Raw genomic sequence first — 11594 nt, forward strand, 5'->3', positions numbered from 1 at the left:
CCTTAGCCGACGTGCTAATAGGCGGGATGCACTACTTGAGTAAGCGTGCCGCTGGATTGTCCTCAGCGGCACCCGCCTGAAAGTACCCAATTACGCTCGCCACCGATCGGTGCTCGGTCATAGCCATAACCGCTGGGAGTGGAACCCCTTGCTTGCCCGCCTCGGTCACGAACCCCGATCGCAGGCTGTGCGCCCCAAAGTCCCCCTCCAAGCCCGCCAAACGAGCCCGCCTCTTGACTATGGTAGCTATTGAGCCCGGGAGAAGGGCAGGGCCGACCCGTCCCTTCCAGATTCGCCGGAAGATCGCCCCCTCGTCGATCCGTGCGGCCTCCAGCCAAGCCGCCAAGGCCTCGGCGCTGCGCCCCAGGATCGGCTTGTCCGGCGTCGAATCCGCTTTCACCCCGGCCTGTTGGGTCTTCGAGTACTCAAGTCGGTAGATATAGCCGTCGTCCCCCACCTTGCGCAGGTCCCGCAGATCCGCCGCCGCGATCTCGCTGCGCCGGCGCCCGCCGCTGGCAAAGCCGAAGCAGAGCAGGGCGCGGTCGCGCAGGCCTTCCAGGCTGTCATCGCAGGTCGCCAGCATGGCCTCGAGCTCGGCCCGGGTGATGGCGGTCTTCTTGCTGGGCCGCTCGCCGCGTTTGACTGCGGCGCGCCGGGCGCGGCTGAGCAACGTGCGGACGCTGGGCAGTTCGCAGGGGTTGGCCAGGTGCTTGAGCTTATGGGCGGTCGAGAGCACGGCCACGCGCTGGACCACGGTTGAGAGCTTCAACGGCCCGACCTTGGCCTTGAGTCCGGCCGCCACCAAGGCCTGGTCCAGTGCCGGCGGCAATTCGCTGACGAGGCCGGCCTTGCCTTTGCGCTGGATATGGTCGACCAGGAACTGAATCACCACAGCCTCGCTGACCGGCAGCGCCAGTTCGATCCCGTACCGCCCCTGGTGCCAGCCGGCCCAATAGCGCAGGGCAGCGGCATAGCTGCGGGTGGTGTTGGCCGCAGCCGCTTCGGCCAGCAGCTCGCGCACCGCTTCGGCGGCCTGCTGGGCCAGCTGCTCTGGCAACACCAGATGCGTGGCCGTCGCCGGCAAGGTCGAGGATGTGGAATTTCGCTTCATAGTATGTAATTTATGCTATGAAATGGGGCTTCTACTGACGATAATCATCACTTATCGCGAGTACGCTACCAGCAGAGTAGGGCGCCAGTAAGGAGACTTCGCATGGCCCGGGGCATCACTGAATCTGACGTCCATAGCGCCGCCGACGAATTGGTCGGCAAGGGCGAACGCCCAACCGTCGAGCGGATCCGGACTCACCTGGGGACAGGCTCGCCGAACACCGTGACCCGCTGGCTGGAGACGTGGCGGAAGCGACTTGGCACGCGCCTGCAGCCAGCGCGTCCGGACCTGGAAGATGCACCAGCGGTGTTGGCAGAACTCGCCGGACAATAGTGGGAGCTAGCGTTTAGCTGACGAGCTGACGCAAATGCGCTCAGAGCGCGACGATGCTCTCACAGGAGAGAGGATTGCCGCTACGCAAGCTGCAGAGCTACAGCGATTGGTTGACCAGCTCCGTCTGCAGATGTCAGAGCTTGTAGAGCAGCGGGATGTCGAGCTTCGAAGAGCTGATCGAAATGAAGCATCGAGACAGCAACTCGACGCCAGGCTTCATGAGGCGCTAGAAACGGCGAAATCTGAGCGAGAAGACTGGGCCGAGTACACCAGATCTGTCGAGAATCGGGCGCTCAGCGATGTTGATCGCGCCCGACAGGAGGTGAAAGAACTCCAGGTGCAGCTAAGCAAGGCATCCGAGCAACACAGAGCTCTTGAGAAGCAGCTTCGCCAGGATATCCAGACCGCCCAAGCAGCGGCCGCCACGGCCAGTCAGGCTGCCGATATCCTGCGCGGCAGATGTGACGCGCTCGAGGGACAACTTTCAGGGCTTCGAGATTTGCCAGCTCAGCTGGAAGTTGCATTCAAGCGATCCAAAGAAGTTCGCATCGCTGCTGATGTTAGGCCGAAACGCAAGCGGCCGAAGCAATGAGCGCGCTGAAGTAGTACTTTTACTTGGAAGGCTCGCCTCCAGAAGGCGAGCCGAATCGCCTCGGTTCCTGCAGTCGAGCCTAGTGGACGCCAACTAATGGCGCTACTTACTTGATGGAGGCGCCAACTTCAGAGAAGTAGCACTAATACGTTGAGCGGCGTAAGAACTTTAGTTGGGTCGGCTTTTCCGTAGTAGGTGGGGCAACTTCTCCCCGTCAATCAGCCATTGCCAAGCGGAGCCCAAAACCGGATCAGCCCAGACATGACATTTCGCATAATGTATATCGTGCAAGGCGTTACCTTGCTGCGGCATTGCCTGGACGTCATGGGGCAGGGCGAAGCCAACTGCCAGCATCAGCGCCATTGCAGTCGCCGCCAGTCTCTTCCAGAAGTGTCGCTCCGGCGAGGTTTGGGCCTCTGACTTCATGATCTGGATTGCCGCTTTCTCCGGCTGCGGATGCCCTTGAATCTTCAAGCATTCCGCGACAACCCACACCTGAGGAACACGCTTCCCGGTGCGGTAGTGAGAAATGGCACCGTCGGAAATCCCGAGTTTCGGAGCGAGCTTCGCAAAGCTCTCAACGCCTGCTGCTTGCCGCGTCTTCTCGAAAAACTCTACCCAGTCCATGACCGTCTCCACCCGTTGACTACGGGCGAAGACTACAGGTGTTGACGGCTACGGGTGTAGCCGGTTATGGTGCGCCCCATCGGCTACGCCTGTAGCCGATACCCCCGGTCGGCACCCCAAGGCCGCCCGGGGGCCCCTTGGGGCTTGGGGAGGGGTAGGGCACATGGACGCACTTGTTCTCGCCGCGCTGCTGGGGTGTATCGCAGCCGTGTCGTTGGGGTTCGCAAAATTCGTGACGTGGTGTGTTGACCGGCGCGCCTATTCCGCTGGTCGCACTGCACGTGAACGGCATTACGTTGCTCAGTCAAGCGCTGATCTTCGCCGCCTCGAAATCGAGGCCACCAAGCGCGGCGATCTGCTGGCCGCAGCCCACTACGCCGATCAGGAGAAGGGTTGCCATGTTCCGTGACGGCCCCTTTCCCTGGTTCGCTCCTGCTATCGGCCTCTTTGCACTCGTTCCCAACCCGGCAACGCTCGTGCTGGTCGTTGTCGCCTTCTTGCACTACGTCTTGGGGAGCATCCGCAATGGCCGTTGATCGCGCTCCCTTTCATGTGGCCGCGCGCAAGACAGCTGGTGCTGCGGGCCTGCTCATCCTCATTTGCATTGCCGTGAGCGCATTGGCTGGCGTCGGGGCGCTGCTTGGCGATGATTTCTGGACTGGCTTTTTCTGGATCTGGCTCTCTATCGCCGGGTTCGTCGGCGCCGTTCTCGGCCTTTGGGCATTCGCGACAGCGTGGAAGTGGTGCACGGATGCGCTGTTCGACGAAGACTCCTCGGTCGATGCGAAGGGGAGTCGGGATGATGGTTGACGTGCTGCATTCTCTCGACCTCTTGATGCAGTGGCGGAAGGGCAATGGGCCATGATGACTCACTATCCCAACAGTCCGTGCTACCTGTGCGGCGGCAGCCTACAGACCCTCCGAGCATCGGATGCGAGCCTGACTTGCTGCACCAGTTGCGGAACGTTGATTATCAAGCGCAGGGATACGCAGAGCTACTCCAGCGCGTTCCTTGGCAACAGTTCTGGACGCTCACGTTCAAGCTCAGCAAGACCAGTCGAACAGGCGGCATGCACGAGGAAGCGGCTGATAAAGCGTTCCGCTACTTCGTCAGCTGTCTCAACCGCAGCATCTACGGCCCCAAGTGGGCATCGCGCTGGCACGGCGGCATTCAGTGGGCGCGCGGACAAGAGTTCCATCGCGATGGCCGCCTCCATTTCCACGCCGTTGCAGCTGCACCTACCGATGACCTCAACCGCCTCGCCAGCCGTTACGAGTGGCACGAATGGTGGTACCGGGAGTTCGGTCGTAATCGCATCGAAGCGCCGCGCAGCCAAGCAGACATTACCGGCTACGTAAGCAAGTACGTCACGAAAGGCGGTGTGGTCGATTTCTCGCGGAACTTCGGGGCATGGAACCCGCCGCCCATCGACTACACGCGCCGCCCAGAGCAAGACGCCTTGATCGCAGGCGACAGCAACACGCGATCCGACAGGCCAGGGCGACATCTGGCCACCGGGCGGACTGATGCAAGCATCGCGCAACGGGGCAACAAGCGGTCCACCACGTCTCCCTGCGGGGGGGTAGGGGGGGACTTAGCTTGACCCCACAGTACCGCCCGAAATTTGCCAACGACGAAACGACAAAGCCAATCAAACAGACCAAGGAATCGAATCCATGAACGCTCCGAAGATCACGATCAATACCGCAGTCGAAACCCGCACCGTGACCACCAGCAAGGGCATGCAGAAGCCGATCTATAGCCAGCGTGCAACGCTCGAAACCGAAGCCATGCGCATCCAGATCGAAGTTGAAGTCGATGGCCTGGACAAGGGCTATCCAGTTGGCGCGGTGAAGGAGTGGGACCTGACCACGGACTTGGTGCCGGGCCGCTTCGGTGTCGAACTCGCTCGCCGCATGACCCTGGTTGATCCGGCAGGCGCGAAGCCGCAGCCGGCTAACAAGGCGGCCTGACCATGTCCAGCCCGGCACCCCTCTACGTGGTCGGTTGCGCTGCTGAGAACGTGCAGCAGGACGGCACGTGCTCGGTGCCGGTCTGGATGCCATACCACCAGCCAATTCTGCCTCCCCTGGATTTGGCCGATGGAACCCTCGTTGCAGGAGCGATTGTTCTGTCCTGGGCGATTGGGTTGAAGGCGCGCCTCGTATTCCGCGCTGCGCGCATAGGGGTCTACTGATGACGAGGAAACAGCAATGAAGCACATGAACACCTTGCGCCGCTTTGGCGCCTCCACCCTCACCAAGATCGGCGCCGGTACCGGTGCACTGGTTGCATCTGGTGCAGCCCTGGCCTCGGGCAGCACCTCGCCCGGCGCAGCGATCGCTGCCGAGGTCAGCAAGGGCAACGCAGACATGGCAATCGTGATCGGCTCCATTGCTCTGCTGCTGGGCATCCTGGTGGTGTGGGCCTTCACCAAGCGCGCCGCCAAGGGTTGATCGGGGCGCAAGTTCACTCACGGGGGTGCGCGGAAACGCTCGCCCCCTTTTTTGTTAGGGAGAAGTGTCATGGGGTACTTCGTAATCATTGCTTTCTGCGGCGCATGCTGGATCGCGTTCGAGGGCGTGTGATGGTTCGTGCATGCCTACTTCTGCTCGCCCTGGTGACCGGCCTTGCAGGTCTTGTCGTTGCGTCCGATGCTCAGGCGCGAGGTCCCATTAAGTGCGATCAGACAAAACAGCCGTCCTGCAACATGGAAGAGGCTCGCGCGGAATGTGAGGCATACGATCCTCTTCCATGGCTCAACTGGGTTCAAATTATTGAGCGTCGGTGTTACCTGGAGAAGCGCAACGCGGACGGCACTGTTGGCCGCTTTCGGGGTGAGTACATCGCCAAGCTGAATAACGGAACTACTACGCCGTGGACCGGGGCCGCCGTTAGTACTGATTATCTTCAGGATTGCAGCGCTCAACCTGGGAAGGTAACGCCATTCTTCCCGCCATCTGGCTCCACCCGTTGCATGGGCGGCTGCGAGGTCACCTATCGCGACAATGGCGACGATACAAGTACGTACTCACGCACTGGCAAGATATGTGACAAGAAGCCTGATTGCGCGGCTCAGGGTAGGAACATGGTGTGGAACGCCATGCTTGGTGTTTGTCAGCCAGTGGAGCCGGAGTGCCCGAAGGGAAAGGTGAAGGTCGGCAATGCGTGCGCCGATGAGAAGCCTTGCCCGGATGGGATGGCGCTCGTTGCTGGTTCTTGCAAGAAGGAAGATAACGAATGTCCAGCAGGCATGATTCGAAGCCCGCTGGGCAGCTGCATCGCCGGTGACGGGCAGTGCGCGGCAGGTGAGGTTCGGGGTGCGGATGGCACGTGTAAGCGTGACAAGAACAACGATGGAGAACCGGACAATGACCCGGATGACCCGGAGAGCTTCTCCGGCGGCGACAACTGTAAGAACCCGCCTTCTTGTAGCGGCTCCCCGATCATGTGCGGGCAGGCACGCATTCAATGGCGCATTGAGTGCAATACGCGACGTAACAACAACATCAGCGGCGGCCAGTGCACTCAGGCGGGCATGCCCGTATGCACAGGTGAGAAGTGCAACGCGATGGAGTACACCCAGTTGCTGATGCAGTGGCGATCCGCTTGCGCCATGGAGAAGCTTGCGTCAAAGAACGACGCGCCAGGGCAGGGCGGCACAAACGGAGACGCCAACGGTAATGGCGTGGCCGATGTGCTGGAAGGCAGGGGAGACGTCACGCCGATTGGTGACGGTGCGGCTGACGTTGCCAGCGCCAAGAAGTGGGGAATCGGGCTTTCAACGAGCAATCTCGATACGAGCAATATGTTCGGTGGCGGCGGCACGTGTCCTGAGCCTCCCGCGATCACGATCATGGGCAAGACTGTTAATTCCGCCGATTTTCCGTACTTCTGCCGCGTCGCGGCAATCTTGCGCGCCTTGATCTTGATCTTTGGCGCATATACCGCAATTCGCATTCTTATGGGAGCGGCCTTCTGATGGGCATGGTTTCTGACTGGATCGTTGATGCGACAACGTCGCTGGTCGGCAAGCTGAAAGATGCTGCAGCCGGCCTGATTGGCAAGGGGCTCGCAACGTTCGGACTGACGACGGTCACGTTCAACGCTCTGCTGCCCAAACTCAAAGAGTTTGTCATGCAGTTTGTCGGCGGTTTGGATGGGCCTGCAATGCAGATGCTCTCCTATCTCGGTGTCGGCATTTCATTCTCAATGATCCTTTCGGCATTGACGGTCCGCATGGCGTGGAAGGTCTTCATCGTACCCAAGACTGTCGCTGACCAGCTGGGGGCGGGCTCATGATCTACTGGTACACCGGCCAACCTGGGCACGGCAAAACGCTCCACGCTATCGAGCGCCTGCTTGAGTTCAAAGACCAAGGCCGCATCGTGTACGCGTGCAACATTCGCGAGTTCGATTACGCCAGAACTGGCGTTCTTGAGATGACGCCGGAGCAGTTCCGCGACTGGCCGAATTTCCTTCCTGATGGCGCTGTCGCCCTTGTCGATGAGGCGTATGAGCATGGCATGCTCCCCAAGCGGCCATCCGGTGCGAAGGTGCCGCACCACGTGGAGCAACTTGCCAAGCATCGGCATAAGGGCTTGGACTTCATCTTTGTAAGCCAATCCCCCGACATGCAGTGCGATCAGTTCGTACGCGATCTGATTGAGCGTCACGTCCATGTGCGTCGCCGTTTCGGAACCAAGTTCGTTCATCTCCGCGAGTTCGACAAGTTCGAGGCACGGGCTGAGAAGGCCACGCCCCTGACGATCAAGCGCAAGACGCTTCCCAAGCGTCCAATGGGCATGTACAAGTCCACCGAACTTGATACCACCGAGCGCAAAATTCCCTGGTACTACATCGCGCTTCCGATCTTGATTGTGGCTGCGGTGGTGATGCTGTACGTCGCGTTCGGGCGAATGGATAAGCGGATGAGCGGCGGCGACCTTCCCGCACCAGGTGGTGCCAGTGGCGTCAGCGCTCCGCGCGACGGAGCGTCAGCGACGGCGGGCGGAGCGGTGGCGGCAAAGTCGGCACAACCGCTAAAGGATTACGTCGACAAGTTCTTACCGCGTGTCCCATCCCAGCCCTGGAGCGCGCCCGTATATGACGACGCGCTCAGCGTCCCCAGCGAGCCGCCCCGCGTTTTTTGCATGTCATCGCTCGGGGGCCAGAATGGTCTCGGTGGTCACGATGAGCCCAGCTGCAATTGCGTGACGGAGCAGGGCAATCGTTACGACCTGGACGAACCGACGTGCCGTTACGTCGCCCGCCGCGGCCAGTACGAGCCCTATCTGCCTCGGCGTGAGAACAGGCTTGTGGACGGTCAGACGCAGATCAATCGCGCGCTCGATCAGATCGAGCAGCGCGGGCAGGGTGTCGCTGTTGAACGTCAGCCCCGTGCCATGGGCACTTTCCCCGAGTCGCCTCAGCAGCAATCAGCGACCTACCTGACCACGCCAGCGGGGGAGAATCGGCTATGACAAGTGGCGGGCGTGAACTGCTGAAATGGCTCGCCCTGGTGCTGATGACCGGCGATCACATCGTGACCGTGTTCGGCCTTGGCTACGTGCCAGGCGTGTCTCAGCTGGGTCGCGTTGCGTTCCCGGTATTCGCCCTGGTCATGGCTTACAACCTTGCACAGCCGGGCGCCGATGCGGCGAAGTCAGCGAGGCGCTTGGCCCTTTGGGGCCTGGTTGCCTCTCCCGCGGCTGTGCTCGCATTCGGCCAGGCGTTGCCGTTCAACGTGCTGCTGACGTTCGCCGCCGCGGCTGGCTGCATATGGGCTCTGGAACGCCGCCATTGGGCGTTGGCCGCGCTGCTGTGCTTTGCCGCACCTGTTGCCCTTGACTACACTTGGCCCGGCGTATGGCTTGTTTTGGCGGCCTGGGCGTGGTTCAAGAATCATGGAAGGCGCATGCACTTCCTGCTCGGCTCTTGGGACTTTCGTCGCCAACGTCTCTACCTGGTGCTGCCGATCTGGGTATGGGCTTGCATGGGCCTGCTCTGCCTCTACAACGGCAACGGTTGGGCGTTGCTGGCCATGCCTGTTATGGCCCTGGGCGAAGTCTCCGCACGCGTCCCGCGAGCGGGCAGGGTCTTCTACGTCTACTACGTAGGCCACCTGACGCTTTTGGTTGTGCTTGCGGCTATAGTCGGCGGGTGACTATTTGACAGGGGTAGGGTATGGATATCCGCACAGGCCTTCTTTTCGTGTTGCTGGCATTCGCTCTGCCCGCCGCAGCTCAGCTGCAGTCGGCTACCGGCCCCAGGCCGAAGCCTCTCCCAGCGCCCCCGAAGCCTGCTTACAACTCGATGTCAAAGACCACGACGCCGCTTAATTGTCACGAATTGGCCTGGCCGAACCACCCGCATCCTGGCATGAAGACGTACTGCGAGCACCTCGAAGCGCGCGTGCTTTCAGATGAGGCGCGCCGCGCCGGTCGCCCCGGCCCATCCGATAGCGTTGTCGGGCTTCCTTCACTCGGGTCCGAAGCCTCCAAGCGCTCTGGACTCGCCTGTATCGGCGGCCAGGCCTTCCGAAAGCTCACGAACGGATGGGAACAGGTTTCTTCGCCCGCAGGCGGCTGGCAGCGCTGTCGCGAGCAGTGACCGGGGTGTAGGGGCAGCGCCCCTACGGAAGCGCCTCATACGCGCTGGTGAGGTCTCGGCCCCGGCACCGGCAGGACACCCACATCAGGATCGGCGTCAGGGCCAGCCATCGCCGATGCTGACCGCTTCTTGCGGTTGGCCATCAGTGTGCTGATGGTAACGACCTCAGCACGGCCGCCAGACAACGGCGGCTTGGAATCCTTTGTGCCGCAAGGCTTCCCGGGCGAACGAGGATCTGCGTGCTGCCGGCGCATTTCATCCATCATCCGGCGCCACTCCTGCGCTTGGCACGCGGTGAGCGACAGCCAAGCCAGGTCTTCCGGCAGCAGTTCGCGTCCTTCGGGTGTAATCAAGCGATCACCGAGGAAAGAAAAACCGGCCCAAGGGCCGGTCAAGTCGATACGGTGGTGCGGGTCGAACTCAATCATGCCGCGATCTCATCCTTGGCCGGGGACTGAGGGCGCAGGCAAGAGCCGAGCCAGAGGCCCAGCCATTGCCATGCAGAGGCCACGAACGCCCGGATGCGGCCCATCCATGTTTTCGCATAATGTATATTATGTTCAGTCCGCTCCAGCAAGAGTGTCTCGGCACACCCCTTACCACGTCCCGGCTTCTACACGGCCGTCTGGTCACGCCTGTGAGGGTCGTCAACTGCTCCCTGAGGACTTCGCATGTGTCCGTGCAGGCTCAGCATCTGCTACTCACGACAGCGCAGCCACTCGCCCTTGGCGTTGCGCAGCTGCTCCCAGCCGTTGCTCAATCGCCGCATTGCGGTCCCGCCCATGCAGGCAGCGCCCAACTGCTTTGCCTCCGCGCTGCCGTAAGCCGGCATGCGCACAATCTCGCTCGACGGTGTTGGTATGCCTTGGCGACGCGCCTCACCTTGGATCAACGCCCGCTCGATGTCCGTGCAGTAGCGGCGCACGCGCGGATCGATGTGCTGCTGGCATCTGAGTGGTTCAGCGCCGAGATTGTTCGGCTTTGCCGGCGACGGCGTATGCCTGGGCAGCGGCTGCGGACCCGTCGCGGAGCGAATAGCCTGCGCGTGCGACGCCGTTGCCAGCAGCAAAAGCGCCACAACCAGGCCTGATCGAATGTCCATTTCGCCCTCCATGTCCGTCAGCAAGGCATCCCATTACACATTGTGCGTGACGCGTCACGATAATTGGGGGCGGACTGCAAGGCAGTTCCGCAGGCCCCGGGCGTCCGGAAACTATCGCGAGGCGGTTGATCCCCGTACCACGCAGCGACCAGTCATCACCAGCCGGCGCACCGGCATGTCCGGTGCACGCAGGCGCTCCAGCAGCAGCGACATCGCGGCTCGCCCCATCTCCTCCACCGGTTGCTCGACGACGGTGATGCCCGGTTCAACCAGCTCGGTCCAGCGCTCGTTGTCGAACCCCGCCAGCGCCAGCGCGCCTGGAATCGCCAGTCCTGCGCTGCGTGCCGCTTTCAGTGCTCCCATCAGCAGCAGGCTGTTGCTGGTAACCAGCGCCTCGGGCCTCGAGGGCCCAGCCAGCCACTGTCCGGCGGTGCTGATGGCGGCCTCGGCCGTGGGTTCGACTTCCCGGTAGTCCGGTTTCAGCCCATGCCTGCGCATGGCCGCGAGATAGCCATCACGACGTTCGGCCGCAGTGGTGCTGGTGCTGCCGAACAGGCCGCCGATGCGCCGATAGCCGCGTTCAACCAGATGCTCGACCAGCCCGGCCATGGCCGCCGGATTGTCCAGCACCACGCTGTCGATCGCCCCGCCCGGCGCGGCGCGGTCGACCAGTACCGTCGGATAGTCCAGCGCGAGCCGTTCCAGCCGCCCCACCGTGGTCCGGGTCGGCGCGAAGATCAGCCCGCTGATGCGCTCCTCGTGCATCAACTGCAGGTACAGTGCCTCGCGCTCGGGGTCCTCGTCGGTGTTGCACAGGGTGACGCGCAGGCCCTCGCGATAGGCGACCTCCTCCACCGCGCGGATCAGCGCGGTAAAGAAGGGGTTGCGGATATCCGCCACGACCAGCCCGATGATGCCGGTATGCCGGGAGCGCAGGCGCCTGGCCTGCAGGTTCGGGCGATAGCCGGTCTGGCGGATGGCGGCCTCGACCCGGCTGCGCACCTCTCCACTGACCGGGCCGCCACCCAGCACGCGCGACACCGTGGATTTGGAGACGCCCGCCACGCGCGCCACGTCGTTGATGCTGATGCTCATTGGATTGGAAACGTTCCCGGTCAACTGTGCTGGCCGCAGCGCGACGGCCGTTCAGGACAATGCTAACGCCAAAGTACTATTGGATTTTTGTGCAGTGCACATTGAAATGCGGACTGGGAAC

General features: G+C 62.1%; 16 protein-coding genes. 11 read left to right on the top strand and 5 right to left on the bottom strand.

The window, feature by feature from the left end:
* Positions 1-31: 31 nt before the first annotated feature.
* Positions 32-1111 (bottom strand): site-specific integrase, encoded by a 1080-nt coding sequence (locus ACVOJ1_RS07965; RefSeq protein WP_346480289.1) that lies wholly within the window; start codon positions 1109-1111, stop codon positions 32-34.
* Positions 1112-1213: 102 nt separating this feature from the next.
* Here ACVOJ1_RS07965 and ACVOJ1_RS07970 point away from each other — a divergent pair, with 102 nt between their 5' ends.
* Positions 1214-1444 (top strand): DNA-binding protein, encoded by a 231-nt coding sequence (locus tag ACVOJ1_RS07970; protein WP_346480290.1) that lies wholly within the window; start codon positions 1214-1216, stop codon positions 1442-1444.
* Between the two features lie 34 nt (positions 1445-1478).
* Entirely contained in the window at positions 1479-2036 is a 558-nt protein-coding gene (locus ACVOJ1_RS07975; protein WP_346480291.1) for a hypothetical protein, read from the top strand.
* Between the two features lie 168 nt (positions 2037-2204).
* On the opposite strand, the gene ACVOJ1_RS07980 is transcribed toward ACVOJ1_RS07975, so the two are convergent.
* Positions 2205-2663: a DUF3693 domain-containing protein gene (locus ACVOJ1_RS07980; protein ID WP_346480292.1), complete on the bottom strand. Its 459-nt coding sequence runs from the start codon at positions 2661-2663 to the stop codon at positions 2205-2207.
* A gap of 163 nt (positions 2664-2826) precedes the next feature.
* Here ACVOJ1_RS07980 and ACVOJ1_RS07985 point away from each other — a divergent pair, with 163 nt between their 5' ends.
* From ACVOJ1_RS07985 to ACVOJ1_RS08025, 9 genes are all read left to right on the top strand, one after another.
* On the top strand, positions 2827-3072 hold the full coding sequence (locus tag ACVOJ1_RS07985; protein WP_346480293.1) for a hypothetical protein: 246 nt from the start codon (positions 2827-2829) through the stop codon (positions 3070-3072).
* 116 nt (positions 3073-3188) lie between these two features.
* Entirely contained in the window at positions 3189-3473 is a 285-nt protein-coding gene (locus ACVOJ1_RS07990; RefSeq protein ID WP_346480294.1) for a hypothetical protein, read from the top strand.
* A gap of 44 nt (positions 3474-3517) precedes the next feature.
* A complete protein-coding gene (locus ACVOJ1_RS07995) occupies positions 3518-4267 on the top strand; it encodes a rolling circle replication-associated protein (RefSeq protein ID WP_346480295.1) in 750 nt (249 codons plus the stop codon).
* Between the two features lie 73 nt (positions 4268-4340).
* The gene (locus tag ACVOJ1_RS08000) at positions 4341-4637 is read left to right on the top strand and encodes a hypothetical protein (protein ID WP_049447980.1); all 297 of its coding nucleotides are present in this window, start codon (positions 4341-4343) and stop codon (positions 4635-4637) included.
* 249 nt (positions 4638-4886) lie between these two features.
* Positions 4887-5120: a hypothetical protein gene (locus ACVOJ1_RS08005; RefSeq protein ID WP_346480296.1), complete on the top strand. Its 234-nt coding sequence runs from the start codon at positions 4887-4889 to the stop codon at positions 5118-5120.
* Positions 5121-5224: 104 nt separating this feature from the next.
* Positions 5225-6646: a hypothetical protein gene (locus ACVOJ1_RS08010; RefSeq protein ID WP_346480297.1), complete on the top strand. Its 1422-nt coding sequence runs from the start codon at positions 5225-5227 to the stop codon at positions 6644-6646.
* Complete coding sequence (locus tag ACVOJ1_RS08015; RefSeq protein WP_346480298.1) at positions 6646-6966, top strand: DUF2523 family protein; 321 nt, start codon at positions 6646-6648, stop codon at positions 6964-6966. Before ACVOJ1_RS08010 ends, ACVOJ1_RS08015 begins: the two co-directional genes overlap by 1 nt.
* Positions 6963-8147, top strand: a complete 1185-nt coding sequence (locus ACVOJ1_RS08020) for a zonular occludens toxin domain-containing protein (RefSeq protein WP_346480299.1) — start codon at positions 6963-6965, stop codon at positions 8145-8147. Before ACVOJ1_RS08015 ends, ACVOJ1_RS08020 begins: the two co-directional genes overlap by 4 nt.
* Positions 8144-8830 carry a TraX family protein gene (locus tag ACVOJ1_RS08025; RefSeq protein ID WP_346480300.1) on the top strand — a complete coding sequence of 229 codons (687 nt, stop codon included), beginning with the start codon at positions 8144-8146 and terminating at the stop codon, positions 8828-8830. Before ACVOJ1_RS08020 ends, ACVOJ1_RS08025 begins: the two co-directional genes overlap by 4 nt.
* Positions 8831-9311: 481 nt before the next feature.
* Here the strand turns inward: ACVOJ1_RS08025 and ACVOJ1_RS08030 are convergent, their stop codons facing one another.
* The 3 genes from ACVOJ1_RS08030 to ACVOJ1_RS08040 all read right to left on the bottom strand — a co-directional run bounded on the left by ACVOJ1_RS08030 (position 9312) and on the right by ACVOJ1_RS08040 (position 11473).
* Positions 9312-9704 carry a DUF3653 domain-containing protein gene (locus ACVOJ1_RS08030; protein ID WP_346480301.1) on the bottom strand — a complete coding sequence of 131 codons (393 nt, stop codon included), beginning with the start codon at positions 9702-9704 and terminating at the stop codon, positions 9312-9314.
* Positions 9705-9973: 269 nt separating this feature from the next.
* Positions 9974-10378 (bottom strand): hypothetical protein, encoded by a 405-nt coding sequence (locus tag ACVOJ1_RS08035; RefSeq protein WP_263178308.1) that lies wholly within the window; start codon positions 10376-10378, stop codon positions 9974-9976.
* A 111-nt stretch (positions 10379-10489) separates the two neighbouring features.
* Entirely contained in the window at positions 10490-11473 is a 984-nt protein-coding gene (locus ACVOJ1_RS08040) for a LacI family DNA-binding transcriptional regulator (protein WP_346480302.1), read from the bottom strand.
* Positions 11474-11594: the final 121 nt, after the last annotated feature.

The sequence above is a fragment of the Stenotrophomonas sp. STEN225 genome (assembly GCF_056756445.1).

Bases quoted from the DNA above. Each gene is read 5' to 3' on its own strand.
- ACVOJ1_RS07965 (WP_346480289.1), bottom strand. From the start codon at position 1,111: ATGAAGCGAAATTCCACATCCTCGACCTTGCCGGCGACGGCCACGCAT.
- ACVOJ1_RS07970 (WP_346480290.1), top strand. From the start codon at position 1,214: ATGGCCCGGGGCATCACTGAATCTGACGTCCATAGCGCCGCCGACGAA.
- ACVOJ1_RS07975 (WP_346480291.1), top strand. From the start codon at position 1,479: ATGCGCTCAGAGCGCGACGATGCTCTCACAGGAGAGAGGATTGCCGCT.
- ACVOJ1_RS07980 (WP_346480292.1), bottom strand. From the start codon at position 2,663: ATGGACTGGGTAGAGTTTTTCGAGAAGACGCGGCAAGCAGCAGGCGTT.
- ACVOJ1_RS07985 (WP_346480293.1), top strand. From the start codon at position 2,827: ATGGACGCACTTGTTCTCGCCGCGCTGCTGGGGTGTATCGCAGCCGTG.
- ACVOJ1_RS07990 (WP_346480294.1), top strand. From the start codon at position 3,189: ATGGCCGTTGATCGCGCTCCCTTTCATGTGGCCGCGCGCAAGACAGCT.
- ACVOJ1_RS07995 (WP_346480295.1), top strand. From the start codon at position 3,518: ATGGGCCATGATGACTCACTATCCCAACAGTCCGTGCTACCTGTGCGG.
- ACVOJ1_RS08000 (WP_049447980.1), top strand. From the start codon at position 4,341: ATGAACGCTCCGAAGATCACGATCAATACCGCAGTCGAAACCCGCACC.
- ACVOJ1_RS08005 (WP_346480296.1), top strand. From the start codon at position 4,887: ATGAACACCTTGCGCCGCTTTGGCGCCTCCACCCTCACCAAGATCGGC.
- ACVOJ1_RS08010 (WP_346480297.1), top strand. From the start codon at position 5,225: ATGCTGGATCGCGTTCGAGGGCGTGTGATGGTTCGTGCATGCCTACTT.
- ACVOJ1_RS08015 (WP_346480298.1), top strand. From the start codon at position 6,646: ATGGGCATGGTTTCTGACTGGATCGTTGATGCGACAACGTCGCTGGTC.
- ACVOJ1_RS08020 (WP_346480299.1), top strand. From the start codon at position 6,963: ATGATCTACTGGTACACCGGCCAACCTGGGCACGGCAAAACGCTCCAC.
- ACVOJ1_RS08025 (WP_346480300.1), top strand. From the start codon at position 8,144: ATGACAAGTGGCGGGCGTGAACTGCTGAAATGGCTCGCCCTGGTGCTG.
- ACVOJ1_RS08030 (WP_346480301.1), bottom strand. From the start codon at position 9,704: ATGATTGAGTTCGACCCGCACCACCGTATCGACTTGACCGGCCCTTGG.
- ACVOJ1_RS08035 (WP_263178308.1), bottom strand. From the start codon at position 10,378: ATGGACATTCGATCAGGCCTGGTTGTGGCGCTTTTGCTGCTGGCAACG.
- ACVOJ1_RS08040 (WP_346480302.1), bottom strand. From the start codon at position 11,473: ATGAGCATCAGCATCAACGACGTGGCGCGCGTGGCGGGCGTCTCCAAA.